This is a genomic window from Promicromonospora alba (assembly GCF_042654905.1).
In the GTDB taxonomy this organism is placed as follows: domain Bacteria; phylum Actinomycetota; class Actinomycetes; order Actinomycetales; family Cellulomonadaceae; genus Promicromonospora; species Promicromonospora alba.
Genome location: NZ_JBHSFI010000003.1, coordinates 646,217 through 672,693, shown reverse-complemented (window position 1 = coordinate 672,693; position 26,477 = coordinate 646,217). Strand labels below are relative to the sequence as shown.

23 protein-coding genes are annotated in these 26,477 nt (G+C 70.6%); 22 read left to right on the top strand and 1 reads right to left on the bottom strand.

What is annotated here, in order from left to right; genetic code table 11:
- Positions 1-10 precede the first annotated feature (10 nt).
- The 3 genes from ACFO6V_RS08190 (at position 11) to ACFO6V_RS08180 (ending at position 4,109) form a co-directional block, all read left to right on the top strand.
- Positions 11-376, top strand: coding sequence for a universal stress protein (locus ACFO6V_RS08190; RefSeq protein ID WP_377134083.1), 366 nt, complete (start codon positions 11-13; stop codon positions 374-376).
- Between the two features lie 326 nt (positions 377-702).
- Positions 703-2,388, top strand: coding sequence for an RNA polymerase sigma factor (locus ACFO6V_RS08185; protein WP_377134081.1), 1,686 nt, complete (start codon positions 703-705; stop codon positions 2,386-2,388).
- 101 nt (positions 2,389-2,489) lie between these two features.
- A complete protein-coding gene (locus tag ACFO6V_RS08180) occupies positions 2,490-4,109 on the top strand; it encodes a SpoIID/LytB domain-containing protein (RefSeq protein ID WP_377134079.1) in 1,620 nt (539 codons plus the stop codon).
- A gap of 109 nt (positions 4,110-4,218) precedes the next feature.
- Here the strand turns inward: ACFO6V_RS08180 and ACFO6V_RS08175 are convergent, their stop codons facing one another.
- Positions 4,219-4,425 carry a DUF7455 domain-containing protein gene (locus ACFO6V_RS08175; RefSeq protein WP_020014335.1) on the bottom strand — a complete coding sequence of 69 codons (207 nt, stop codon included), beginning with the start codon at positions 4,423-4,425 and terminating at the stop codon, positions 4,219-4,221.
- Positions 4,426-4,646: 221 nt separating this feature from the next.
- Here ACFO6V_RS08175 and ACFO6V_RS08170 point away from each other — a divergent pair, with 221 nt between their 5' ends.
- From ACFO6V_RS08170 to ACFO6V_RS08080, 19 genes are all read left to right on the top strand, one after another.
- Complete coding sequence (locus ACFO6V_RS08170; protein WP_377134076.1) at positions 4,647-6,770, top strand: DNA gyrase/topoisomerase IV subunit B; 2,124 nt, start codon at positions 4,647-4,649, stop codon at positions 6,768-6,770.
- A gap of 200 nt (positions 6,771-6,970) precedes the next feature.
- A complete protein-coding gene (locus ACFO6V_RS08165) occupies positions 6,971-7,423 on the top strand; it encodes a DUF4430 domain-containing protein (protein WP_377134074.1) in 453 nt (150 codons plus the stop codon).
- Positions 7,402-8,058, top strand: coding sequence for a DUF6580 family putative transport protein (locus tag ACFO6V_RS08160; protein WP_377134072.1), 657 nt, complete (start codon positions 7,402-7,404; stop codon positions 8,056-8,058). The genes ACFO6V_RS08165 and ACFO6V_RS08160 overlap by 22 nt, the downstream gene beginning before the upstream one ends.
- Positions 8,059-8,285: 227 nt before the next feature.
- Positions 8,286-9,248, top strand: coding sequence for a pectate lyase family protein (locus ACFO6V_RS08155; protein ID WP_377134070.1), 963 nt, complete (start codon positions 8,286-8,288; stop codon positions 9,246-9,248).
- Between the two features lie 215 nt (positions 9,249-9,463).
- The gene (locus ACFO6V_RS08150; protein ID WP_377134068.1) at positions 9,464-10,753 is read left to right on the top strand and encodes a lipase family protein; all 1,290 of its coding nucleotides are present in this window, start codon (positions 9,464-9,466) and stop codon (positions 10,751-10,753) included.
- Positions 10,754-10,960: 207 nt separating this feature from the next.
- Positions 10,961-11,257 carry a WXG100 family type VII secretion target gene (locus ACFO6V_RS08145; RefSeq protein ID WP_357507476.1) on the top strand — a complete coding sequence of 99 codons (297 nt, stop codon included), beginning with the start codon at positions 10,961-10,963 and terminating at the stop codon, positions 11,255-11,257.
- 5 nt (positions 11,258-11,262) lie between these two features.
- Positions 11,263-11,544 carry a hypothetical protein gene (locus tag ACFO6V_RS08140; protein WP_377134065.1) on the top strand — a complete coding sequence of 94 codons (282 nt, stop codon included), beginning with the start codon at positions 11,263-11,265 and terminating at the stop codon, positions 11,542-11,544.
- 62 nt (positions 11,545-11,606) lie between these two features.
- Positions 11,607-13,013, top strand: coding sequence for a hypothetical protein (locus ACFO6V_RS08135; protein ID WP_377134063.1), 1,407 nt, complete (start codon positions 11,607-11,609; stop codon positions 13,011-13,013).
- Complete coding sequence (locus tag ACFO6V_RS08130; RefSeq protein WP_377134061.1) at positions 13,013-13,657, top strand: hypothetical protein; 645 nt, start codon at positions 13,013-13,015, stop codon at positions 13,655-13,657. Before ACFO6V_RS08135 ends, ACFO6V_RS08130 begins: the two co-directional genes overlap by 1 nt.
- Positions 13,654-14,352 carry a hypothetical protein gene (locus ACFO6V_RS08125; protein ID WP_377134059.1) on the top strand — a complete coding sequence of 233 codons (699 nt, stop codon included), beginning with the start codon at positions 13,654-13,656 and terminating at the stop codon, positions 14,350-14,352. Before ACFO6V_RS08130 ends, ACFO6V_RS08125 begins: the two co-directional genes overlap by 4 nt.
- Positions 14,349-14,888 (top strand): hypothetical protein, encoded by a 540-nt coding sequence (locus ACFO6V_RS08120; RefSeq protein ID WP_377134057.1) that lies wholly within the window; start codon positions 14,349-14,351, stop codon positions 14,886-14,888. The genes ACFO6V_RS08125 and ACFO6V_RS08120 overlap by 4 nt, the downstream gene beginning before the upstream one ends.
- A 112-nt stretch (positions 14,889-15,000) precedes the next feature.
- Positions 15,001-15,297 carry a WXG100 family type VII secretion target gene (locus ACFO6V_RS08115; protein WP_116676002.1) on the top strand — a complete coding sequence of 99 codons (297 nt, stop codon included), beginning with the start codon at positions 15,001-15,003 and terminating at the stop codon, positions 15,295-15,297.
- A 4-nt stretch (positions 15,298-15,301) separates the two neighbouring features.
- Positions 15,302-15,589, top strand: a complete 288-nt coding sequence (locus ACFO6V_RS08110) for a hypothetical protein (protein WP_377134055.1) — start codon at positions 15,302-15,304, stop codon at positions 15,587-15,589.
- A 48-nt stretch (positions 15,590-15,637) separates the two neighbouring features.
- Positions 15,638-17,053 (top strand): hypothetical protein, encoded by a 1,416-nt coding sequence (locus ACFO6V_RS08105; protein WP_377134053.1) that lies wholly within the window; start codon positions 15,638-15,640, stop codon positions 17,051-17,053.
- The gene (locus ACFO6V_RS08100) at positions 17,053-17,709 is read left to right on the top strand and encodes a hypothetical protein (protein ID WP_377134051.1); all 657 of its coding nucleotides are present in this window, start codon (positions 17,053-17,055) and stop codon (positions 17,707-17,709) included. Before ACFO6V_RS08105 ends, ACFO6V_RS08100 begins: the two co-directional genes overlap by 1 nt.
- Entirely contained in the window at positions 17,706-18,428 is a 723-nt protein-coding gene (locus tag ACFO6V_RS08095) for a hypothetical protein (RefSeq protein WP_377134049.1), read from the top strand. The genes ACFO6V_RS08100 and ACFO6V_RS08095 overlap by 4 nt, the downstream gene beginning before the upstream one ends.
- A 61-nt stretch (positions 18,429-18,489) precedes the next feature.
- Positions 18,490-20,130, top strand: a complete 1,641-nt coding sequence (locus tag ACFO6V_RS08090) for a LysM peptidoglycan-binding domain-containing protein (protein ID WP_377134047.1) — start codon at positions 18,490-18,492, stop codon at positions 20,128-20,130.
- Positions 20,123-21,985: a discoidin domain-containing protein gene (locus ACFO6V_RS08085; protein ID WP_377134045.1), complete on the top strand. Its 1,863-nt coding sequence runs from the start codon at positions 20,123-20,125 to the stop codon at positions 21,983-21,985. Before ACFO6V_RS08090 ends, ACFO6V_RS08085 begins: the two co-directional genes overlap by 8 nt.
- A gap of 1 nt (position 21,986) precedes the next feature.
- A complete protein-coding gene (locus tag ACFO6V_RS08080) occupies positions 21,987-26,420 on the top strand; it encodes an FtsK/SpoIIIE domain-containing protein (RefSeq protein ID WP_377134043.1) in 4,434 nt (1,477 codons plus the stop codon).
- The last annotated feature ends 57 nt before the right edge of the window (positions 26,421-26,477 follow it).

Here is a 26,477-nt window from a genome sequence, read left to right as displayed (position 1 = left end):
CGTCGGGATCATGACGATCGTCGTCGGCCACCTCGCCACGCCAGAGGGCCAAGAGGCTCTCAGCTCCGCTGTCACCGAGGCCAGGGAGCGCAACGTCCCGCTGGTCGTCGTCACCAACGGCAAGCGCCCGGAGGACGAGTGCAGGGCCGAGGCCGACGAGCTCGTCAGCAGCCTCGCCGGCGACGTCGACGTGCGGGTGGAGCACGGCACCGGCGACCTCGCCGAGGACCTGATCCGCACCGCCACGAGCACCGGCGCCGATCTCATAGTGATCGGTCTGCGCAAGCGGAGCCCGGTCGGCAAGCTCATCCTGGGCGCGGGTGCCCAGCGGATTCTCGTCGAGGCGCCGTGCCCGGTCCTGGCCGTGAAGGTCTGACCTGATCTGGCCTGCCTGATCCTGGCCTGACCGGCCGTTGGTCCCGGCCCTGGTCAGTCCCGGTCGGTCCCGGCCCTGGTCACGAGCCTGCCACCCAGCAGTTCCCCGGAAACGGGAATGGTCGGGCCGCCTGGTTCGTTGACTCTTGGCACGCGAAATGAGATACACCCGCGGGGCTGCCCCGCCAGACGTGACTTCGCACTGACTTTGCCCATATCACCGCGTTCGTCGCGGCGTACATGGAGGCCGACGGTACAATATATATGTTCGCCGGCGGAAGAAGAAGGTCCAGTGAAGGCCCCGCCGGCGGTACACCGCCCCCTCGAATGCCGAAAGGTCGGTTTGTGGCGCCCACTCCGCTGAAAGCCCCCCAGGATACCGCTCCTGTCCCTGCACGCGACAACCTGCCCCGAGAGTTCGAGCATCCTGCCCTGCAGGAGCTCCTTGCTCGAGGTGCCGCCGACGGCTCGGTCGACGCCGAGAGCTTCCGGCGCGCATGCGAGAACGCGGAGGTCGGTGACGCCAGGCGGCTCAAGGCGGTGCTGCGCGCACTGGCCAACGCCGGCGTGCAGGTTGGACTGCCTACCGTGACCAAGGTCGCCGCCGCCGCGGCTACCCGCTCCACCGCGGTCGCCAAGGCGCCCGCCGACGGCGACGCCGAGGCGAAGCCCGCTCGACGCACCCGTGCGACGGCCGCCAAGGCCCCCGCCAAGAAGGCTCCGGCGCGCTCCACCGCGAAGCCGAAGGACGCCGACGAGATCGACGAGGTCGACGACATCGAGCTGATCGACGTCGACGACGTCGACCTCGACGACGAGACCGCCACGACCGCGCGCAAGAAGCCGGCGGCGAAGACCGCTGCCAAGAAGCCTGCCGCTCGGGGCAAGTCGAAGTACGACAACATCGAGCCCGACGGCGTCGCCGTCGAGGACCCCGAGGAAGAGTCCGACTCCGGCCCCGAGATCGTCACCAAGGCGACCCGCGGTCGCGGCGGCAAGGCGGCCAAGGAGGGTGACGAGAGCGCAGGCTTCGTCGTCTCCGACAAGGACGACGACGACCAGCCCGCGCAGCAGGTCGTCACCGCCGGCGCCACGGCCGACCCGGTCAAGGACTACCTGAAGCAGATCGGTAAGGTCGCGCTGCTGAACGCGGAGCAGGAGGTCGAGCTCGCGAAGCGCATCGAGGCCGGCCTGTTCGCGGAAGAGCGCCTTGCCACCACGGAGTTCAACCGGGACGACAAGGACCAGCGCCGGTTCGAGCGTGACCTCAAGTGGATCGCGCACGACGGCAAGCGCGCCAAGAACCACCTGCTGGAGGCCAACCTCCGACTCGTGGTCTCGCTGGCCAAGCGCTACACGGGCCGCGGCATGCTGTTCCTGGACCTGATCCAGGAGGGCAACCTCGGTCTGATCCGTGCGGTCGAGAAGTTCGACTACACCAAGGGCTACAAGTTCTCGACCTACGCCACCTGGTGGATCCGGCAGGCGATCACGCGTGCCATGGCCGACCAGGCCCGCACCATCCGTATCCCGGTGCACATGGTCGAGGTCATCAACAAGCTGGCCCGTGTGCAGCGTCAGATGCTCCAGGACCTGGGCCGCGAGCCCACGCCGGAGGAACTGGCCAAGGAGCTGGACATGACCCCCGAGAAGGTGGTCGAGGTCCAGAAGTACGGCCGCGAGCCCATCTCGCTGAGCACCCCGCTCGGCGAGGACGGCGACAGCGAGTTCGGTGACCTCATCGAGGACTCCGAGGCTGTCGTCCCGGCCGACGCGGTGTCGTTCACGCTCCTCCAGGAGCAGCTCCACCAGGTGCTCGACACGCTCTCCGAGCGCGAGGCCGGCGTGGTCTCCATGCGGTTCGGCCTGCAGGACGGCCAGCCCAAGACGCTCGACGAGATCGGCAAGGTCTACGGCGTGACGCGTGAGCGCATCCGCCAGATCGAGTCCAAGACGATGTCGAAGCTGCGCCACCCCTCGCGGTCCCAGGTGCTGCGCGACTACCTCGACTAGGTAGATCGACGAGGTAGAACCTCTACGCCGGGCGGGTGAATCTTCTTCGGAAGGATTCCCGCCCGGCGTCGTCGTATGGAAACGTGCCCGATGTGTCCCTAATGTTCAGCACCACGTCCCGAGTAGCGTCCCGAGCACGGCAGGCTGGAACACAGCGGGCCCGGGCAGTCTCCGGGCGCGCTCCGTTCCTCGCACTGGTCCTCGCTCTGCTCGTCGGGACGGGCCTCTTCGCGCCGCCCGCCTCCGCGGCGGCGGGCTACACGCTCACCGCGTCGGGCACGTCGACGACCACGGCGGGCGTGGCGAGGACGCTCACTGTGCTCTACCAGCGGGACGGCGCTCCCGTGGCGAACGCCGCCGTGGCGCTGCAGAGGTACAGCAACGGCTCGTGGGTCGGGGACCGGACCGTGACCACGGGCTCGACCGGGAAGGCGACGGCGTCGGTCAAGCCGTCAGCGACCACGAAGTACCGGTTCAAGACGACCCAGGCGACGAGCGCCACCCTGACCGTGACCGTGGTGCCCGGCTCGTGGAGCTTCGCGGGCTCCGGCGCGGGCCACGGTGTCGGCATGTCGCAGTACGGCGCCTACGAGATGGCGCGCACCGGCAGCACGGCGTCGGACATCCTGCGCTACTACTACCCGGGCGCGACGGTGAGCACCGCGAACAACCCGTGGACGTCCGTCGACGTCCAGGTGCTCGGCAGGACGAGCGACCCGGTCGCCACCACCCTCAGCCTGTCCGCCGGCTCGTGGCGCCTGCTCGACGGCGCCGGGGCCCAGCTCGCGACGGGCACGTCGGCACGCAAGATCTCGATAGCCCGCACGACGGCGGGCCTCACCGCGAAGATCACCGAGAACGGCACGGTGCGCCAGACGATCGGCGCCCTCCCGGCTCTTCACCTGGAGTGGACGGGCACCGACTACTGGGCCGGGACCGCCGGCACGGTGACCGTGTCCGGGGCCCAGGGCACCTACCGTCACGGCAGGCTGCGTGTCACCGACCTCAACGCCCGGCCCAACGTGGTCAACCAGGTGGTCATCAACGACGAGTACCTCTACGGGATCGAGGAGATGCCGGCGCTGTGGGGGACGAGCGCCTACGGCGGCGCCGCCGCGCTCGAGGCGCAGGCGATAGTCGCCCGCAACTACGCGATCCTGGACAAGGTCGAGGGCCTGAAGGCCTCGTGCGACTGTCATCTGTACGACGACACCAGCAGCCAGAACTACACCGGCTGGACGAGGGAGGGCGGCGAGGCGGGCGAGGCGTGGCGCGCGGCGGTCGACGCCACCCGCCAGGACGACGCCTCGACGGTCACGGTGGTGCGCAACGCGTCGGGCGGGATCGCGGAGACGCCGTACTTCGCGTCGTCAGGCAGCGGCGGCGGCTTCTCCGGTACCGCCGGCAACCAGGACGCCTTCGGCACGGCTCCGCAGTCCCACCTCGCGCACGTGGCGGACCCCTACTCGGCGCAGGCACCGGGCAACCCGAACACGTCGTGGACGGGCACGCTCACGCAGGCGACCGCGAAGAGCATCTTCGGGCTCGGCTGGGTCAAGTCGGTAGCAGTCACCGAGCGCTACTCGAGCGGCCAGGTCAAGACCATGCGGGCGGTGGCGCCCAACGGTGCCACCCGAACGCTGACCGATACGGCGGAGGGCTGGCGGACCGCTCTCGGCTTCCAGGGCTCCTGGGTGGACACGGTGACCGCGACGAGATAGCGGACCCGCACCACCGCGACAGCGGGCATGACGACGGCGGTGAGTCACCTCGCTGGGTGACTCACCGCCGTCTTGGATCTAGGGGTCCGGTGGGTGTCCGGCCTGGATCTCAGGCCTGGCCGTGCTCCGCGTGGAGCCGGTCGGTCTCGTCCTGGACATGGGTGGCGACGTCCGCATAGGCGGACGCGTGTGCGCGGGCGTGGTGGCCGCAGAAGAGCAGCTCGCCCACGGGCAGAACGACGCGCACATAAGCCTGCGCGCCGCAGCGGTCGCAGCGGTCGAGGGCGGTGAGCGGTTCGGTCGTCAAGGTCGTCACATCTCCATCCAACCATTCGCTCGCGCGGTTCATGCCAGCCCGGGTGGCCGGTTCGCTGCGAGCATAGCGGCGTGCCTCACAGTCTTGGGCCCCATCCGCCCCCAATTGCGCTGAAAGGGTAATTTCCGTCATGGGGTGAATTTGTTCGCGGCGACCGACCGTGAGGCGCCTCACCGGCCCTCCTCACCTGGGTTGTCGGTGACCTCGTCTACGCTGTCGCCGTGACCGCAACGTCCGAGTCGTACACCGCTCGCCACCTGTCCGTCCTCGAGGGTCTCGAGGCGGTTCGCAAGCGTCCCGGTATGTACATCGGGACCACCGACTCCCGGGGCCTGATGCACTGCCTCTGGGAGATCATCGACAACTCCGTCGACGAGGCCCTGGGCGGGCACGCCACGAAGATCGGCATCGTGCTGCACGCCGACACGTCCGTGACGGTGTCCGACGACGGCCGTGGCATCCCGGTCGACATCGAGCCCAAGACCGGCCTGAGCGGTGTCGAGGTGGTCTTCACCAAGCTGCACGCCGGCGGTAAGTTCGGCGGCGGTTCCTACCAGGCGTCCGGCGGTCTGCACGGCGTGGGCGCTTCGGTGGTCAACGCGCTGTCCGCGCGCCTCGACGTCGAGGTGGACCGCGGCGGCAAGACGCACCGCATGACCTTCCAGCGCGGCGAGCCCGGGCTGTTCTCCGACCCGGCCTCCGGGCCCGACCCGGACGCGGCGTTCCAGCCGTTCGTCGACCACTCCGAGCTCGTCGTGTCGGGCAAGGTGCCGCGCGCCCGCACCGGCTGCCGCGTGCGCTACTGGGCCGACCGGCAGATCTTCCCCAAGTCCGCGGTGTTCAGCTACGACGAGCTCGTCACCCGCGTGCGGCAGACCACGTTCCTCGTCCCGGGCCTCGAGATCCGGGTGCGCGACGAGCGCGGGCTGCCCGGCACGCCGGGCGAGGACGGCCCGCACGAGGAGGTCTTCAAGCACGACGGCGGCGCTGCCGACTTCGTCGAGTTCCTGGCCCCCGACTCGCCGGTCACCGCGACCTGGGTGCTCCAGGGCGCCGGCACCTTCAAGGAGACCGTCCCGGTGCTGGACGAGCGCGGCCACATGACGCCGCGTGAGGTGCTGCGCGACTGCGAGGTCGACATCGCGCTGCGCTGGGGCACCGGCTACGACACCGAGGTGCGCTCCTTCGTCAACATCATCTCGACGCCCAAGGGCGGCACGCACCTGACGGGCTTCGAGCAGGGGCTCCTCAAGGTGATCCGCAAGGGGGTGGAGACCAACGCGCGCAAGCTCAAGGTCTCGGCCAAGGACGGCGCGGAGCGTATCGAGAAGGACGACGTGCTCGCGGGCCTCACCGCCGTGGTCACCGTGCGGCTCTCGGAGCCGCAGTTCGAGGGGCAGACCAAGGAGGTGCTGGGCACCGGCCCGGTGCGCCAGATCGTCTCGCGTGTGGTCGAGAAGGAGATCCAGGAGCGCCTGACCTCCGCCAAGCGCGACGAGAAGACGCAGGCCTCGCTGCTGCTCGACAAGGTCGTCGCGGAGATGCGTGCGCGCATCACCGCCCGCAAGCAGAAGGAGATCTCGCGCCGCAAGAACGCGCTGGAGACCTCCTCGCTGCCCGCCAAGCTGGCGGACTGCCGCTCGAACGACGTGGACCGCTCAGAGCTGTTCATCGTCGAGGGCGACAGCGCGCTCGGCACGGCCAAGCTGGCGCGGTCCAGCGACTTCCAGGCGCTGCTGCCGATCCGCGGCAAGATCCTCAACGTCCAGAAGGCCTCGATCAGCGACATGCTCCGCAACGCGGAGTGCGCGGCGATCATCCAGGTGCTCGGCGCGGGCTCCGGCCGGTCGTTCGACCTGGAGGCGGCTCGCTACGGCAAGATCATCATGATGACCGACGCCGACGTCGACGGCGCCCACATCCGCACGCTCCTGCTGACGCTCTTCTACCGGTACATGAAGCCGATGGTGGAGGCCGGCCGCGTGTTCGCGGCGGTACCGCCGCTGCACCGGATCGAGGTGATCGGCAACGGCCGGCGCAAGAACGAGTACATCTACACGTACTCGGAGGCCGAGCTGGGCGCCACGCTCAAGAAGCTCGACCGGGCCGGACGCCGCTACAAGCCCGACATCCAGCGGTACAAGGGTCTGGGCGAGATGGACGCCGACCAGCTCGCGGAGACCACCATGGACCCGCGCCACCGCACGCTGCGCCGCGTCACGGCCGAGCACGCCGAGGCGGCCGAGCGCGCGTTCGAGCTCCTGATGGGCACCGACGTGGCGCCCCGCAAGGAGTTCCTCATCGCCGGCGCCGCCGAGCTGGACCGCTCCCGCATCGACATCTGACCCGTCGACATCTGACCCGTCGACATCTGCCACGTCGACATCTGCCACGTCGACATCCGGTCCGTCGACATCTGACGGGTCGACAGCTGACCTATCGAGATCGGACCCGGGGTGCGCGATCTGACCCGGGTGCGCGCGGCAGTGCGCCGAGGGTTGGGACGGCTGCGCCCAGCCGAGCGCGCCGACCTAGAATCGGCGGCGTGAACAAGACCTCTGTCCGCCCGCTCCGGGCCCTCGGTGCGGCGACCGCCGCACTTCTCCTGACCGGCCTGCTGGCGGGCTGCGGCGGCGACGCGGCCGGGCGCGATCCGGTGGTCCCGGCGACGCTGAACGCGCAGTCGGACGCCGCCTCGCCGTCGGCCAGCGCCTCGCCGTCCGACGACGCCTCGCCGTCCGCCGGGGCGGAGACCCTCAGCTACGCGGGCCGCACCGGAGCCACCGCGCTCGAGCTGCTGCTCGAGGCGGACCCGTCCGCCGAGGTCACCGGTGAGGGCGAGAACGCTTTCGTGACCGCCATCGGCGGCCGCGCGGCGGACGACTCGAAGAAGGAGTTCTGGTCGCTGTCCGTGGACGGCGAGCCCGCTCAGGTCGGGGCGGGCACACTGGAGACCGAGGACGGTCAGGAGATCACGTGGACGATCGAGACGTACTGACACCCGCCGCCGGCGACCGTGCGCGGGACCCGCGTGCGCAGGACCCGCGTGCGCGCGACCTGACGGTCGCGGAGCTGGCACACCGCTGGTGGCGTCCCGCGACGGTGGTGCTCGTGCTGGCCGCCGCCGTGGCGTGGCGCCTGGTCGCGCCCGGGCTGGGCGCGCCGCCGAACCTCGAGATCGCCACCGCCGCGACGTTCCTCGCGGTGCTCTTGCTGCGCAACCGCTGGGCGGCGGTCGTGCCGTTCGCCGTGGTGGCCGTCAGCGACGCGGTGCTCGGCAACACGCAGATCATGTGGTTCACCTGGTCGGCGTGGGCGGTGATCGGGCTCGGTGCGATCCTCGCGCGGCACCTGCGCGGCCCGGGCCGGTACGCCGCCGCGCTCGGGGTGGGCGTGGGCGGTTCGCTGTGGTTCTTCGCGTGGACCAACTTCGGCGTCTGGCTGATGGACGGGATGTACCCGGCGACCCTGGACGGGCTCCTCGCGAGCTACGTCGCGGGCCTGCCGTTCCTGCGCACCATGCTGCTGGGCAACCTTGTCCTGGTCCCGCTCGCCGCCGTGATCGCCTCGATGGTGGAGCGGGCGGAAACCCGGGCAGAGGCCGCGGGCAGCCTGCGCGCGGTCCAGCACTGAGCTCGGAACGTCCCGGATGAAAAACCGATACAAAGCAGGTACTTAGTACTCTGTTGACTTCACCCCTCGGTTGCCCCAATCTCATACGAGCCAGGGGGAAACCGGTTTCTGTGTGCGGTCGCGCACGGGAGCTGCCTGGATCGACGACGCTCGAGGGCAGCACCGTGCAGGACCGGCCGATGTGGCTGCGCTGTCCCCGATCGACCTCAACGAGGAGGAAGATCAACATGGCTGGAACACGACGTATGGCAGTGCTCATCGGCGGCCTGGGAGCGGGGGCCGTGCTCGTCGCGAGCACCGTCCTGGTCCCGGGTCCCGCCAGCGCGGAGCCCGCGCCGGCCGCGGTCACCGCCACGGCGGTCGGCTGGGCCGCACAGAACGGTGGCACCACGGGTGGCGGTGGCGCCTCGAAGGTCACCGTGCGGACGGTGTCGGAGCTGACCGCTGCCCTCGACGGCAGCACGGCGAAGGTCGTCGAGGTCTCGGGGAACATCTCCTGCAGCGGCATGATCCGGGTGGGCTCGAACAAGACCCTCCGAGGTGCGTCCGGCGCGCGGCTCAGCGGCTGCGGCCTGAACGTCCGCCAGGTCAAGAACGTGATCGTCGAGAACCTGGCGTTCAACGGCTGGGACGACGACGCGATCAACATCGAGACGTCCACCAACGTCCTGATCGACCACAACACGTTCGGCACGGGCTATGACGGCTCGGTCGACACGAAGCGCGGGTCGGACTTCGTCACCATCTCGTGGAACCACTTCGACGGGCAGGACAAGAACTCGCTCGTCGGCCACTCCGACGACAACGGGTCCCAGGACCGCGGGCACCTGCGGGTCAGCTACCACCACAACTGGTTCGACGGGACCAACCAGCGCAACCCGCGCGTCCGCTTCGGCAACCCGGTGCACGTGTTCAACAACCTGTACACGAACGTCGGCAGCTACGGCGTGGCCTCGACCCAGGAGGCAGGCGTGCTGGTCGAGGGCAACTACTTCGAGAACACCGGGGACCCGTTCCACCGCGGCGAGGGATCGTCCAGCGCGGGCGGGCTCCTGGCCCGGAACAACCACTTCGTGAACTCGGGCGGAGGGCAGCAGGGCGGCTCGGTCGCGAGCGTTCCCTACTCCTACCGGCTCGACTCGGCTTCCCAGGTGAAGTCGATAGTGAGCGCGGGAGCCGGCCAGTCCTGACCGGCCAGTCCTGCCGGTTGGGCGGGGCTGAGGCCCCTGCAGTGGTTCGCCGCCCGACGGCGGTGCGTGTGCTCGCCGGCGCGCACCGCCGTCGGGTGGCCTCTTTCCTCCCGGCACTTTCACCCGAACACTATTGCAGTTAGAGTCAGTATCGGCCCGCTCGTGGGCCCGGACGCTCAGTGCCGAGTGTCCGAGGACCTCAACGAGGAGATCCGATGCCGAACATCACCCGCCCGCGTGCCTTCATCGTCGCAACCCTGGTCGTGCTGGCTCTTCCCGCGGCTGCCCTGCCCGCGGCTGCCCTGCCCGCGGCTGCCCTGCCCGCCGTCGCAGCGCCGTCGACCACCGCGTCCACCACATCCGCCGCGCCCGCCCCCAGCGCATCCGACGTCCCGGACCTGCAGGACCTCCCCGACGTACCCGCGCAGGCGCGAGCCGCCGACGACTTCTACACCCCGCCGACCCCGTTCCCGGACGGCGCGGACGGCGAGGTCGTCCGCTGGCGTGAGGAGCCGCGGCAGCTCAGCGCCCGCAGCTACCTGCTCATGTACCACTCGACGAACGCGACGGGGCAGGACATGCCGGTGACCGGCCGGGTCCTCGTGCCGAGCGCGCCGTGGCGGGGCGAGGGGCCGCGGCCGATCGTCTCGGTGGCGAGCGGTACGCGCGGCGTCGGCGACACGTGCGCGCCGTCGCGCTGGCTCGACTACGAGCGGCCCTTCATCGAGCCGATGCTGCTGGCGGGCTGGGCCGTGGTGGTCACCGACTACGAGGGCCTCGGCACGCCGGGCATGCACACCTACGTCGTCGGGCAGTCGGAGGGGCGGGCCGTCATCGACATGGTGCGCGCCGCCACCAACCTGCCCGCCACGGGCCTGGAGGCCGGGGGCAAGGTCGCGTTCTCCGGCTACTCGCAGGGCGGCGGGGGAGCGATGTGGGCGGGCGAGCTGCAGCCCGGGTACGCACCCGAGCTCGACCTGGTGGGCGTCGCGGCGGGCGGCGTGCCGGCGGACCTCACCGAGGTGGCCGAAGGGCTCGACGGGAAGGTCGGATTCGGCTTCCTGCTGCTGGCGGCCTACGGGATGGACGCCGCCTATCCTGAGCTCGACCTCGAGACGTACCTCAACGAGCGCGGCCGGGAGACCTACGAGCGGGAACAGGACGACTGCGTGGACGCCACGCTCACGCACGCGTTCCAGAACATCGGGATGTTCACGACGACGAACCCGCTGCACTCCCCTCAGTGGCAGGCGCGCCTCGACGAGAACCGGCTGGGGGCCAACCCGCCGGACGTGCCGATCCACCTGTTCCACGGGACGGCCGACGAGATAGTCGCCCCTGGGCAGGCGCGGACGCTCCGGAACGAGTACTGCGCGGCCGGCGCGGACGTGCGGTGGGAGTGGCACCTCGGGGAGCACGTGTCCACGTTCGTGACCGGCGCTCCGGGCGTGATCACGTTCCTCGACCGGCGGTTCAGGGACCGCCCCTTCCTCGGCCACTGCTGAGGCGCTCAGCCAGGGTGAAATCCCTGGTGAGAGGCACTTTTTGCGCGATATGACGACGGGTCCGGGAGCTGTTCCGGGCCCGTCGTCGTCGTGTCGCGCGCCGTTCGTCATCCGTTCACACGCGCGTCGCCGTCCGGTTAGTCCGATTGATGACGATTGAGGCGCACTTACAAGACCGTCAGCGACCCGTGAGCGAGAGGTTCTGTCATGGCCAACATCAACGTGACCTTCCAGCAGATGGAAGACGCCGCGCAGCGCATCAAGCAGGAGTCGGACGACATGCAGGCCAAGCTCGACCAGCTGCGGTCGCTGGTCGACAACCTGGTGCAGGACGGTTACGTGACGGACAAGTCCTCCAAGCGGTTCGACGAGTCCTACAAGGAGCTCGACAAGGGTGGCAAGCAGGTCATGGAGGGGCTGACCGGTATCGGCGAGTACCTGAAGCAGGCCGCCGAGGCGCTGCGCAAGACCGATGAAGAGCTCGCCAACGCGCTGAACAAGTAGTCCCGATGGCGGATCTTGTCGTCACCAAGGCGGTCCTGGAGGACTCGGCCAAGGATCTCAAGGCGATCAGCGACGAGTTCAAGAACATGTCCAAGCGGTGGGACAACGGCAGCATCTGGGGCCACGACGTCGTGAAGAGCGCCATGGACGACTTCATCGACGACTGGTGGGTCAAGCGGGAGAAGCTCCAGGTCCAGCTCGACAACCTCACGAAGAAGATGGACGAGGCCGCGCAGACCTGGACCGACACCGAGGACCAGCTGGCCTCGACCTTCGACCAGAAGTAGGCCGCCGCCCGCTGCCCAGGCAGCGGCCACCGCACATGTGACAGCAGCAGAAGAGGAGACGGATGAGCGCCGCCCGCACGGGGGACTGGCCACTGGTCGGTCACGACTCGGACCCGGTCCCGGCCGATCCCTCGGAGTTGGACGAGGTCATCGCCCACTACAAGACGATGTCCGAGGCGATGACCGAGCAGGCAGCCCTGCTCAAGAGGATCGGTGACGGCGACGTCCGTCTCCTCAAGGGACAGTCAGCGGACGCCCTCCGCAAGCGCGCCCGGGAGAGTGCCGGGGCCCTCGACAAGGCGGCCGCCCGCTACTCCGACGTGCACTCGGCGCTCGACGCCTACGAGCCGTCGCTGACCACCGCCCGGACCGACACGTGGAACGGCCTGCTCGAGGCGGAGAAGGCCGCGCGCGAGCTCCAGAACGCGGAAGGCATGCCGGACCCGGCGGGCACGACCAGACCGGACGACGCCAAGCCGCTGACCGACGAGGAGAAGACCCAGTCGTCGGAGCGCGCGTCGGCGATCAGTACCGCCAGCTCCGGCATCGCCGGGGCCAAGCAGAAGGTGGCCGGCGCCCTCGAGGCGCTCAGGGTCGCCGCCGAGGCGGCGTCCGCGAAGATCCGGGAGAACTGGAAGGTCGACGGCCTGCACACCTCGGGCTGGGACGCCTTCGTGCACCGGCTCAACAAGTTCCTGAAGGCGCTGGTCGAGATCCTGACGTACATCGGGATGGCGCTCGCGGTGCTCGCGATCCTCATCCCCGGGCTGAACGTCATAGCGCTCATCGGCATCGGCGTCGCCGTGGTGTCCGTGGTGGCGAGCGTCATCCTGGCCGCCCAGGGGGAGGGCAGCTGGCTCGGCGTCATCCTCGGAGTGCTGAGCCTCGTGGGGATCGGCATCGCGGCGAAGATGGCGAACAACCTCAAGGGCATCCAGGCGATCGGTCTGACGAAGGCCGGGCCGGTACAGCTGAAGCTGGCGAAGGACAAGATCGGCGCAATCGCGTTCGCCCTTCGTAACCTGGGCCCGAACGCGCCGCGTGCCGGGCTCAGGGACCTGCTGTCGAAGTCCATCGGAAACTTCCGGAGCATGGGGGACTTCCTGCTCAAGCAGCGGGTGAGTCCTGGCTGGTGGCACATCTTCAAGAATCCGAAGTGGGTCCTCAAGGAGGACTGGACCCGCCTCAAGACGGCGTGGCCCAATGGCGCCTATCGCTGGGACCGCCTCATCGGCATCAGCGATATCAGGGACGTCAGCAAGATCTCGGGCAATCTCGGGCTGCTGGGGAACCTCTACCAGATCAAGCCGTGGATGTACGTCGGGCCTATCGCCTACGGGATCGGCTGGTTCGGTCGACCGTTCAGCATGTTGAACCCCTCGTTCCTGAACCCGTTCGACCTGCGGAACACCAACAGCGGCTGGCACGACGCGGTCTATTCCGGTCCGACCAGCGAGAACCCGGTCTGATGGCGGCGCACGGATGGACCTGGACCGTCGACGAGCCCGAGGGCTGGGTGCTCGTCCCCACCGCTGATGCCGTGCCGCCCGAGCTGCTCGAGACGTGGGAACGGGAGATCACCGAGGTGGTCCGTGTCTCGTTCGACGACGGTCCCGTGGAGACGACCGACGCCGAGACCCTCGAGGCGCTCGAGGCGCTGCGTGAGCGCGTGGCGGTGGAGTCCGTGGCCGGCCTGCGCGCCTTCGCCGAGGGCGTGCTCGACGCGGGCGCCCTCGTCGTCGCCACCTTCCGGGTGCCGGACTCGGCGCCCGTGCCGGTGCTCGTCACGGTCGCCATCGAGCCTCCTGGCGATCCCGGCGACGACCTCATGACGGCGCTCGGTGCCACCGGCGGTCATCCCGTCGCCCCACCCAGGGTCGAGCACGTCGACCTGCCCGACGGGGACGGGATGCGCGTGACGCGCCTCGACCTGGACCCGGTCAGCGGCGGCGCGTGGGTGAGCGTGTGCCTCGGCCGGCGCACCGAGCACGCGGATGCCGTCGTCGACACCGTGCTGCAGTGGCGGTCCCAGGACCTGCTGCACGGACCCGCCATGACCGAGCTGCTCGACGAGCTGCTGCCGGCCGTCAGCATCGTCAGGAGCACACAGTGACCGACCAGTCCGACCAGTCCGACCAGCCCGCCCAGCCCGTCGACGGCAGACCGACCGACGCCTGGGCCCTCCTGCTCCCCGCCGGCTGGGTCCGGTTCCCGACCGGTGAGGAACAGCTTCGCGAGCTGGACGAGGCGATCGAGGAGGTGGTCGCGAAGGCCCTGCCTGCGGACCTGCCGCGCGACTCGGTAGAGCCGCACCGGCGCATGCTCGCCGACGGCCTGCGCTCCTCGCTCGCCGACGCGCGCGCCGCCGGAGCCGGGGCGGTGTACCTGCCGACGGAGCCGATGAACGGCGTGATGATCCCCGGCTCGCTCACCGAGCTGGAGCTGGTCAGTGATCCCGGCAGCAACCCGCTCGAGGTGGTCGCGGAGGTGCTGGTCGACGGCTACGAGGAGAGCGAGCTCGTCGAGATCGACGGCCGGCCCGGCGTGCGCGTCGTCGAGACCACCCTCGACGCGCACCCGGACGGCGATCTCCCCGACGCCTCGACGCGCCAGGTCGTGTACGTCGTGTCTCGCGACCAGGCCGACGGCGAGTGGCTGGTCCTCTCGTTCAGCACCGTCTGGACCAACGAGGAGGGTGAGCGGCTCGCCGAGGCGCTCGTCTTCTTCTTCGACGCCGTCATGACCACCTTCCGCTGGGCGGGTCCCGGTGCGAACCCGCTGCACGTGCCGGAGGAGAGTGTCTCGTGACGTACGCGACGAACGGGAAGCCGACCGACAAGTGGGCCTTCCTGCTTCCGCCGGGCTGGGCGCGGTTCCCGACGCCCGGCACCGGCGTGGTGTACCTCCCCACCGAGCCGATGGCCGGGATCGCGGTTCCGGCGTCCATCATCGAGACGGAGCTCTTCGGCGTCGTGGGCCGGAGCGCGACCGAGGTCGCTGAGAGCATCCTGGGCGAGGTCCAGGAGAGCACCGCGGTCGACGTCGACGGGCGTCCGGGTGCGCGGCTGGCGAGCACGCTGATGGAGACCCCACGCGCCGCCGGCCGGTCGGCGGCCGGAACCCGTCAGGTCACGTACGTCGTCTCGCGGGACGAGGCGGCGGGCGACTGGCTGGTGCTGTCCTTCAGCAGCACGTTCAGCACCGGCCCGGACAGCGGGTCTTCCGAACGGCTCGCCGACACCCTCGTGGCCTTCTTCGACGCGGTGATGACCACCTTCCGGTGGACCGGCCCGGGCGCCGACCCGGTCAGCCTGCCGGAGCGGACGATCCCGGGCTCGGCATGAGCGAGCGGCGTCGGCCCGGTTCACTGACCCGGTTGTCAGCGTTCACGTTCTAGTATGTCCGGTTCGTGTACGATCGCGCTGTTTTCCCACGAGGCAATCGAGAGGACCGATCATGGCCAACATCAATGTGACCTTCCAGCAGATGGAAGATGCGGCGCAGCGCATCAAGCAGGAGTCGGACGACATGCAGCACAAGCTCGACCAGCTGCGGTCGCTCGTGGACAACCTGGTGCAGGACGGTTACGTGACGGACAAGTCCTCCAAGCGGTTCGACGAGTCCTACAAGGAGCTCGACAAGGGTGGCAAGCAGGTCATGGAGGGGCTCACGGGCATCGGCGAGTACCTCAAGCAGGCCGCCGAGGCGCTCCGCAAGACCGACGAAGAGCTCGCCAACGCGCTGAACAAGTAGTCCCGTGCCTGACCTGGTAGTCACCTCGATCGCGGTCGACGACGCGGCCACCCAGCTCAAGTCCGTCCTCGAAGAGCTCAAGGGGATGGACGCTATGTGGGACGGCGGCGACATCTGGGGTCACCGGACGGTGAAGAACGCCATGGACGACTTCATCGACAGCTGGTGGGTCAAGAGGGAGAAGCTCCAGAGCAACCTCGAGGACCTGCAGAAGAAGATGGAGCAGGCCGCGGAGACCTGGAACAACACCGAGATCGAGCTGGCGAAGTCGCTGGAGAGCGACGAACCCTGAGCCGGTGGATTTTTTCAAGCGTAGTCAGTGCGACCTCGAGGAGACTGGATGAGTGCCGCCCGCGTGGGTAGGTGGGATCTGCTGGATCACGACGACGACCCCGTGCCCGCCGAGGCATCCGGTCTGGACGCGTTGATCAAGCACTACACCGATATCACCACGATGATGACCACGCAGGCGGCGCTCCTCAAGAAGATCGGCGACGGCGACGAGACCCTGCTCAAGGGCCAGTCGGCCGATGCGATGCGCAAACGGGCCGGCGAGAGCCACGAGCACCTGGGCAAGGCCGCGGACCGGTACGACGACGTGCGGGCCGCGCTGGCGGAGTACCAGCCCGCCCTCGAGACGGCGCGGTCGGAGACCGGCACGGCTCTGAAGGACGCGGAGGCCGCTGCGGACAAGCAGCGGGGTGCCGAGGGCATGCCCGACCCGGTGAACGCGGACCGGCCGGACGACGCGCCGCCCCTGACCGACAGCGAGGAGCAGGACTCGCGCAACCGGTCGAACGCGATCGCGGGCGCGAAGGCCGACCTGGACGCGGCGAAGGCCAAGTGCGCAGCGGCGCTGGAGACCCTCCAGGCGGCGGCCGACCGGGCCGCGACCAAGATCAAGGAGAACTGGGGCGACGACGGCCTCGGTCACAGCGGCTGGGAAGCCTTCATCCACAAGATCCTCAAGATCATCGTCGAGGTCCTCGGCTGGATCGGGATGGCGCTCGCGATCATCGCGATGCTCGTGCCAGGACTGCAGTTCATCGCGATGGCCGCGCTCGTCGTCGCCGTGACCGCCTTGGTGGGCAGCCTCATCCTCGCCATCACGGGCGAGTCCAGCTGGGTCAACGTCATCTTCGGCGTGCTCGCGGTGCTGACCCTCGGCGCGGGAGCCATCGCGATGAAGCTGGCCACGGCCGGCAAGGGGCTGCTCGACCTGGTGAAGAACTTCACGAAGATCATGCCAGGCCTCATGGCAAGCCTCAAAGGACTGCCCGGCATCACCAAGGCGCTGGGCAACATCAACATCGCCAAGTTCTTGCAGAACTTCAAGCCACAGCTGCTCCTCGGTGCGGGACCCGGCGGGCTGCCCGCCATCACGACCAAGATCGGGTCCTCGAGTTGGGGCGCTTTCTTCGGGAAGCTCTTCAAACCGGGGTCGTGGTTCAGCCCGGAGAGCCTGAAGATCCTGAGGAACCCGATCGCGAACTGGAAGTTCACGGACATGGTGGGCCTGCCGGACCTGAGTGTCCTCAAGAACCTGAGCATCTTCGGACGGCTCGGGATCCCCGGAGCCTCGGCCATCAGCTGGACGGTCTGGGTCGCAGGACCCCTGAACTTCTTCTGGGGCTTCGCGTCAGCGGCCATCCCGCTGATCATGGCGCCGTCGGACATCTTCTCCGACACCGATACGCGCGGCGAATGGGCCTGGGCCGAGTGGGACTACCTCCACAACTTCACGGATCCGGTCTAGTGGGCGCGCGCTCCACCGCCGTCGGCGGAGACTGGAACTGGACCATCGACCCGCCGCAGGGGTGGCTGGTGGTACCCGCCGCGGCCACGGAGAGCCCCGAGGCGATCAGCGCGTGGGAGCAGGAGGTCACCGAGTACGTCCGTGCGTCGTTCGAGCAGGACGTGCCTGACGGCTGGGACCTGTCGGACGACGACCGGGCCCAGATCCTCGAGACCGTCACGGAATCCATCACCAGCCTGCGGGCGCTCGCGGACGGCGCGGCGGGCGACGGCGAACGGGTGGTTGCCGCGTTCGGGGTCGCCGACCGAACTCCTGTACCCGTGCTCGTGGCCGTTGGCATGAGCGATCCGGGGGAGCCGGACGACTCGCTGCTCGAGGCGCTGGGCGCCAAGGGCGGCGGCGCTCCGCTGTCCCCGCCCTCCGTGGAGTACCTCGACCTGCCCGACGGCGACGGTGTGCGCGTCAGCCGGGTCGACATCGACAAGGACGGCGGCGCCTGGATGGGCCTCGGACTCGCGCGGCGGACCGAGTACCCGGACGCAGTGGTCGACACGGTGCTCTTCTGGCGCGGCCAGGATCTCTTCGTGGTCCCGCTGATGCTGGAGCGGCTCGACGAGCTGCTGCCGACCATCACCATCACCCGGAGCGACTCATGAACGACGTACCGGCCGCCTCCGCGGGCGTGGCCCCAGGGACGGGCCGGAAGCCCACGGACGGCAAGCCGACCGACGCCTGGATCATGCTCCTGCCGCCCGGCTGGGCGCGGTTCCCCACCGGCGAGGGCCGTCAGCGGGAGCTGGACGACGCGATCGAGCAGGTGATCGCCCGCGCGCTGCCCGACTCGATGCCCCGCGACAAGGCCGAGCCGTACCGGCGCATGCTGCGCGACGACCTGCACAAGACCCTCGCCGAGTCCCAGGAAGCCGGCACCGGTGCGGTGTATCTACCGACCGAGCCGATGGAAGGCGTCTTCGTCCCGGCGTCCATCTCGGAGGTGGAGATCGTCAGCGACGCGGGCCAGGACCCGCTGCGGGTCGCCACCAGCATCCTGGCCGACGGTTACGAGCAGAGCGATCTGATCCTGCTCGACGACCGGCCGGCCGTGCGCGTCGTGAGCACCCGGCACAAGATGCAGCGTGGCCCCGACTGGCCCGAGGTGTCGACCCGGCAGGTCCTGTACGTGATCTCTCGCGACGAGGCGGCGGGGGAATGGCTGGTCATCTCCTTCAGCACCCTCTGGAACAGCGAGAAGACCGAGCTCCTCGCCGAGGCACTGGTCCTCTTCTTCGACGCCGTCATGTCCACCTTCCGGTGGGCAGGCCCCGGAACCAACCCCTTGAACCTGCCTGAGCGGAGCGTCCCCGGCTCTGCATGAGCCCGGTTCCACGTCCGACGAGCACCACGACTGACGCGACACATCTGAAGACGGAGCAACCGTGCATCACGCCCATCGCGCTGCCGCGGCACTTGCTGCTGCCGCCCTGTTCATGACCGCCGTCGCGGTGCCCGCCGCGACAGCCGCACCGCCCGCCGCCGGCCAGGTCGTCGGGGGCACCGCTCTCGCCGCGGACGAGAGTGCCGCGGACGAGAGCAAGGGCGAGAAGGTCAAGTACTACGTCATGAAGTCCAGCCCGGACGGGGAGCCGGAGTTCCTCTTCCAGATCGCCGAGCGATACCTGGGCGACGGCCAGCGGTACACGGAGATCTTCGAGCTGAACAAGGGCCGCGTCCAGCCCGACGGCGGCACCCTGACCGACCCGGCCGCAGTGCTGCCGGGCTGGGTGATGCAGCTGCCCGACGACGCCGAGGGCGAAGGCATCGAGGTAGGCGTGCTGCCGACCGGGCCCGCGGCCGGCACGCCATCAGGCGACCCGTCCTCGGACGGCTCGGCCGCGCCGTCCGTGCCGTACTACGTGATCGGCAAGACGCGGAAGGGCGAGACCGAGTACCTGTACCTGATCGCCGAGCGGTTCCTGGGCGACGGCGAGCGGGCCAGGGAGATCTTCAAGCTGAACGAGGGGCGCGTCCAGCCGGACGGCGGCGTGCTCACCGACCGGGACCAGGTCGAGGTGGGCTGGGTGCTCCAGCTTCCCGAGGACGCCAAGGGCAAGCTGGTGAAGCACGGCCCGCTCCCGGGACCGACCGCCGAGCCGAGCGCCTCGGCGTCGAGCACAGCCGGAGGCGCGGACGCGGGGCAGCAGGCCGCCGCGAGCCCGTCCTGGGTCGTGCTCGTCCTGATCGGCCTCGGCGTCCTGGCGCTGCTCGGCGCCATCGGGTTCGGCATCGTGCTCGTGGCCCGGCGGCTGCGTGGTCGCGAGGAACCGTTCGACGACAGCCTGCTGCGCACCGACACGTCGGCGTCGTGGATGGTGGACCGGGCGCTGCGCGTGCTGCTCGCCTCGTGCGAGCGGGAGGGCGTCGAGGTGCCCGGCGTGACCGGCGTGTTCATCGAGGGCGGCACCATGCGGCTGCGGCTGGCGAGCCCGGCCTCCCCGGCGCCGGACCCGTGGGTGGCCAACGAGGACGGCCAGAGCTGGTCCGCACCGCTCGCCCGGCTCCAGTCGGCGCCCGCCAGCGAGGCCTCGACGGCGCAGTTCGCGCGGCTGGTCACCCTCGGCATGGCGGAGACCGGCCGGGTCCTCGTCGACTTCGTCCGGGCCAGGGGCGTGATCAGCCTGGACGGTCCCACGCGGGCGCGGCACGAGGTGCTGCGGCGCTGGCTGGGCGAGCTGACGGGCAACCCGTGGTCGAACGATCCCCGCGTGGTGATGGTCGGCAACGGCCTGCCGCAGGCGGAACAGGCGGAGTACCTGTCGGCGATCGAGCAGGTGATCCCCGAGCTGGGCGTCGGTGACGGAGGCGTGCTGGTGCTGTCGCAGGCGCCGTCCGTGACGCAGCAGGACCTCCTGGCTGCCCGGTTCGCCGACCCGCGCTTCACCTGGGTCGTGATCGTGCTCGGCGAGTCGAGCTCGGCCAAGTGGCGCATCCGCGCAGGCGACGACGGCTGGCTGCGCAGCGGGTTCCTCCCCGACGTCCGCTACACCGAGCAGACCGCTGTGAGGCGGGCCGGTGAGTGACCGCCGAGCGATGAGAGCGGTGCGTGCCGTGGCGGCCGTCGTCCTGACGGCGCTCGCGGGCTCCGTCGCGGCGACGCTGCCGGCGCTGTCCGTCCTGCCGGTTCCGTCGGCGCAGGCGGCCGAGGAGGTGGTGCTGGTGTCGCAGGGCAGGTCTGCCGTGGCGTCCTCGGTCGAGAAGCCCGAGTTCCTCGCGCGCAACGCGGTGGACGGCAATCCGGAGACCCGCTGGTCCAGCGCCTTCAGCGACCCGCAGTGGCTGCGGATCGACCTGGGGCGGTCCACCGTCGTGCACCGGGTCGAGATCGACTGGGAGGTCTCGCACTCGACCGGCTACTCGATCCAGCTCTCGGACGACGGCGAGACGTGGGAGACGCACTGGTTCGGTGCGGGCGACGGCGGCCAGGACGTGCACAACATCCTGGGCGAGGGCCGGTACGTGCAGATGTACTCCACCCAGCGGAGCGGCACGGCCGGCAACTCGATCTGGGAGCTGCGCATCTACGGCGAGCGCGAGAAGAAGGCGGCGGCCCCGGCACAGCCGGCGAGCCCGAAGCCGGAGCCGAGTGCCGAGGTGAGTCCGAGGCCGAGCGCCACGCCGACCGCGCCGTCGAGCCCGTCGCCGGAGGCGTCACCCGTGCCGAGCCGCAGCGGGCCGCCGGGTTCCGTCCTGTACTACGTCATCAGGACGGCGCCGGACGGGAGCGTCGAGAAGCTCAACGACATCTCCGAGAGGTTCCTCGGCGACCGCGACCGGTGGCCCGAGATCGCCGAGCTGACCGAGGGGCACCGGCAGCCCGACGGCGAGTACATGACCGACCCGAGGAAGCCGAAGCCCGGCTGGGTGCTCAAGATGCCCAGGGACGCCACGGGCAAGGGGCTGCGGTTCGGTCCGCTCCCCGGCTACGAGCCGGCGTCGGCGTCACCGTCGCCGTCCGCGACGCCGTCGGCGTCACCGAGCCCCGTCGACGTGTCGGACGCCGAGGCGGCGAGCAGTTCCGTCCCGTGGCCCACGATCGGCTGGGCCGGGGCGGCGGTGCTGGTGCTCGGCCTGCTGGCCGGCCTCGCGATCTGGCTCGTGCGGCGGCGGAAGCGGCACGAACCGTTCGACGACAGCCTGCTGCGCACCGACACGTCAGCGGCGTGGACCGTCGACCGGGCGCTGCGGGTGCTGATGGCGGCGTGCGAGCGCGACGGGCTGGAGGTGCCCGGCACGACCGGAGTGTTCATCGAGGGCAGCTCGCTGCGGCTCCGGCTGACCAACCCGGCGTCGCCCGCCCCGGAGCCGTGGACCGTGAGCGAGGACGGGCAGAGCTGGTCCGCGCCGCTGGCGAAGCTGCAGTCGGGCGCGGCGTCGGAGGGCTCTACCGCCCCGTTCGCCCGGCTGGTGAACCTGGGTATGGGGGAGACGGGCCGGGTGCTCGTGAACTTCTCGGTGGCCAGGGGCGTGATCAGCCTGGACGGCCCGACCCGGGTGCGGCACGAGGTGCTGCGCCGGTGGCTCGGCGAGCTGACCGGCAACCCGTGGTCGAACGAACCACGCGTCGTGATGGTCGGCAACGGCCTGCCGCAGCCCGAGCAGGTGGAGCACCTGGCCGGGATCGAGCAGGTGGTTCCCGAGCTGGAGGTCGGTGAGGGCGGCGTGCTGGTGCTGTCGCAGGCGCCGTCCGCCGCACAGCAGGACATGCTCGCGGCCCGGTTCGCGAGCCCGGAGTTCACCTGGGTGGTGATCGTGCTGGGCCAGTCCCCGTCGGCGAGGTGGCGGTTCACCGCCGGCGACGACGGCTGGCTGCGTAGCGGGTTCCTGCCCGACGTGCGCTTCGACGAGCAGACCGCCGTGCGGCGGGGAGGCGAATGACATGCATGCACTGATCACCACGCGGCACGGGGCGCGTGAGGCGCTCCTGTCCCTCGACCTGGACGAACGCACCCGCACCGCGGACCTGGCCGAGCGCCTGGCCGCCGAGGTCGGTGCACCCAGAGGCAGCACGATGTACGTCGACGGCCGGGGGGTGTGGGACGGCGGCGTGCAGGACCGCCCGGTGCAGGACGGTCCGGGGCCGAACGGCGGCGCGGCCGCCGGCACGCTCGTCGCGGCGTCAGGCATCCGGGACGGTGCCGTCGTGACGTTCGGCGAGCCGGACCTGCGGAACGGCGTCCTGGGCGGTCCGGTCGACCTGTGCGTCACGGGTGGCGCGGGTGCGGGCTCGGTGGTCCGGCTCGGCGTCGGCGAGTCGGTGCTGCAGGTGGGACCCGACGGCCGCATCCGGGTGGACGAGCCCCGCGAGGGCGGGCGGCCCGCGGTGGTGGTCGTCGTCGCGCTGGACGGCGAGGTACGGGTGCGCCGTCTGCCGGACCCGCGGTCCGCGGCCCACGTGCTCCACCTGGACCGGCTGGACGAGCCGCTGGGTGAGGACGAGGCGCCGTGGGCGGTCGGTACGCAGCTGCGGATCGACCCGAGCGTGCTGACGGTCCAGCCGGCCACGCGGCCCGACGCCGACCTGCGCCCCGCCAAGGAGCCGGGCCACCTCGACTACAACCGGCCGCCGCGGCTGCTGCCGCCGATGCCCGCCACGCACTTCCGCCTGCCCGCCGAGCCGCAGCCGCCCGCGCGGAACCCGCTGCCGTGGCTCGGTATGGCCATGCCCGCGGTGCTGGGCATCGTGATGGCGATCGTGTTCCGGCAGCCGTACTACCTGATGTTCGCGCTGGCCTCGCCGCTGATGGGCTGGGGCAACTGGTGGATGCAGAAGCGCAACGGCGTGACCACGCACAAGGAGCGCCTCAAGCAGCACGCCGAGGAGCGGGCCGCTCTGGAGGAGGAGGTGCTGGACGCCGTGCGCCGCGAGCAGCACCGGCGCCGGGTCTCCAGCCCGGGGGCTGGGGAGCTGCGTCTCATCGCGACCACGCCGACGCGCCGGCTCTGGGAGCGCCGCAGCACCGACGGGGACCACCTCACGGTGCGGCTCGGGCTGGCGGACGCGACCAGCCGGGTCGAGGTCGAGGACAGCGCCGAGCCCGAGCACCGCCGCAAGACCCGCGCGACCGTGCGGTCGGTGCCGGTCACGGTGCCGCTGAAGGAGGCGGGCGTGGTGGGGCTGGCCGGCCCGGGGGACTGGCCGCGCCGTCGGGCGCGATGGATCGTGGGCCAGCTCGGTGTGCTGCAGAGCCCGCGCGACGTGCAGGTCTACGTGCTGACCAGCTCCGAGCACGTGCAGGAGTGGGCGTGGGCCGCGTGGCTGCCGCATGTGCGGCCGTCGTTCGGCCAGGAGGCCGTGGCGCTGATCGGGACCACCACGGACACGCTCTCCGCGCGGGTCGCCGAGGTGAACTCGCTGATCACCCAGCGCCGCGCCGCCATGGAGGGGGCCGGCGGCAAGGTCATGTCCGGCCCGCAGGTGGTGGTGGTGCTCGACGGCGCCCGCCGGCTGCGCGCGCTCCCCGGCGTCGTCTCGATCCTGCGTGACGGTCCGGGCGTCGGCGTGAGCGTCGTCTGCCTGGACGGCGACGAGCAGCTCCTGCCCGAGGAGTGCACGGTCGTGGCGCTCGCGCGTGTCGACGGCGGCATGACGCTGCGCCGGCAGGACGCCGACGACCTGCGGTCCGTGCTGGTCGACGAGGTGCAGGACGCCTGGTACGAGCCCGTCGCCCGCGCCGTCGCCGCGGTGCACGACGTGACCGCCAGCGAGGGCGAGGGGCTCATCCCCGACTCGGCGCGGCTCGTCGAGGTGCTCGGCATCGAGGAGGTCGACGCCGACCAGATGGTGGCCCGCTGGCGCATGATCGACAGCAGCGGCAAGGGCAGCACCGCCGCCGTCGTCGGCGTGTCGCTGGACGGGCCGTTCGCGCTCGACATGGTGCGCGACGGGCCGCACGCCCTGGTGGGCGGCACCACCGGTTCGGGCAAGTCGGAGTTCCTGCAGACCGTCGTCGCGTCGCTCGCGGTGGTGAACACGCCCGAGACCATGAACTTCGTGCTCGTCGACTACAAGGGCGGCGCCGCGTTCAGCCAGTGCGAGCAGCTGCCGCACACCGTCGGCATGGTCACCGACCTCGACTCCCACCTCGTGGAGCGGGCGCTCGACTCGCTGCGCGCCGAGCTCACCTTCCGTGAGCACATCCTCGCCGCGGCCGGGGCCAAGGACCTGGAGGACTACCTCGACGCCCAGGGCCGTGGCTATGTGGGACCCACGCTGCCGCGCCTGATGATCGTCATCGACGAGTTCGCCTCGATGGCCCGCGAGCTGCCCGACTTCGTCGCCGGGCTCGTCAACATCGCCCAGCGAGGCCGCTCGCTCGGCATCCACCTGATCCTCGCGACCCAGCGTCCGTCCGGCGTGATCTCCCCGGAGATCCGCGCCAACACGAACCTGCGCGTCGCCCTGCGGATGACGGACAAGAGCGAGTCCAAGGACGTCATTGACGCGAACGAGGCGGCGGACATCACCAAGTCGCAGCCCGGCCGCGCCTATGCCCGGCTCGGGAGCACGTCGCTGATCCCGTTCCAGTCCGCCCGCGTGGGCGGACGGCGGCTGTCGCTGACCGACCTCGGCCAGGTCGACCCGCCGTTCGTCGCACGGGTGTCGGTGGCCGACCTCGGCGCCCCGCCGCCGAGCCGGCCCCGCGTGAAGCGGCAGGAGAACGTCGAGACCGACCTCGCCGCGCTCGTCGAGACGCTGCGCGAGACCGCCACGCTGGGCGGCTGGCCCGCGCCGCGCCGGCCGTGGCTGCCCGCGCTCCCGGACCTGCTGTCCCTCGACGCACTGGTGCAGCCGACGGCGCGGTCGCAGTTCGCGTGGGCGCTGGAGGACTCGCCGGCGGACCAGCGCCAGGGTCCCGCCCTGATCGACCTCGACGACTTCGGGCACCGGTACGTGATCGGCGCCCCGGGCAGCGGGCGTTCGACGACGCTGCGCACCGTGGCGTTCGCCGCGGCGCACGGCATGTCCGTGGCCGACCTGCACCTGTACGCGCTCGACTGCGGGAACGGTGCGCTGACGGTGCTGAACGAGCTGCCGCACACGGGCGCCGTCGTGCAGCGCGGGCAGGCCGAGCGGGCCAAGCGGCTGCTCACGCGCCTGCAGGCCGAGCTCGGGCGGCGCCAGCAGGTGCTCGCGGCCGGCAACTTCGCCAGCGTCACGGAACAGCGTGAGCTCGCCGAGGCGGGAACCGGGCTGCCGCGCGTGCTCGTGCTGATCGACCGCTGGGAGAGCTTCATGAGCACCTACGGCGAGATCGACAGCGGCAAGCTCGTCGAGATCGTCCAGGAGCTGCTGCGCGACGGTGCGAGCGCGGGCATCCACCTCGTGGTCGCCGGCGACCGCAGCCTGCTCTCCAGCCGGATGAGCGTGCTGACCGACGACTCCCTCGTGCTGCGGCTGACCGACCGGTTCGACTACGGGATGGTCGGCATCAACCACAAGAAGCTGCCCGAGGAGATCCTGCCCGGGCGGGCGTTCCGGTCCGGCAGCGGGCTCGAGGTGCAGGTGGCGATCCTCGGCGACGACCCGTCGGGCCGGGCCCAGACGGGCGCCGCCCGCCGGATGGCGGCCGAGATCCGGGAGCGCTCGCGGGTGGCGCCCGGGACGGGTCCGTTCCGCGTGGACGACCTGCCCTCGACGATCACCGTGGACGCGGCGTACCAGTACGTCGGCCCGGAGGCGGCCCAGCCGATGTGGGCGCTGCTCGGTGTCGGCGGCGACGACCTGACGGCGTTCGGCATGGACCTCGCCGGGGACGCGCCCGCGTTCCTGGTGGGCGGCCCGTCCAAGTCGGGCCGGTCCACGATGCTCGCGGTCATGACGGAGTCGCTGCTGCGTGGCGGCACCCAGGTCGTGATCCTCGCGCCACGGCCGAGCGTCCTGCGCGACTTCGAGGGCCGGGACGGCGTGCGCGCCGTGTTCACCGGCGCGGAGGTCACGGAGGAGGACCTGGCCCCGCACCTCGACCCGGACGGTACGCCGGTGGTGCTGGTCGTGGACGACGGCGAGCTCGTGGCCGACGCCCCGGCGAAGACCTGGCTGCGCGCCTACCTGCGCACGGCCGCCGACAACCGCCGCGGCCTGATCCTCGGCGGCGACGCGTCCGAGGTGGCCGGCGGGTTCTCCGGCTGGCAGGTCGACGTCAAGAAGAGCCGGCGAGGCGCCCTGCTCAGCCCCCAGGACCGGTTCGACGGCGACCTGGTGGGCGCGAGCCTGGCGCGTTCCGCGGTGTCGACCCAGGTGACGCCGGGCAAGGCGCTGGTGCACCTCGGGTCGGGGGAGCTGATGACCGTGCTGGTGCCGACGCTGTAGGGGTTCGGGGCTGGGCTCGCGGTTGGGTTCGGGGTTGGTTCGTGCGGGGGCGGGCGT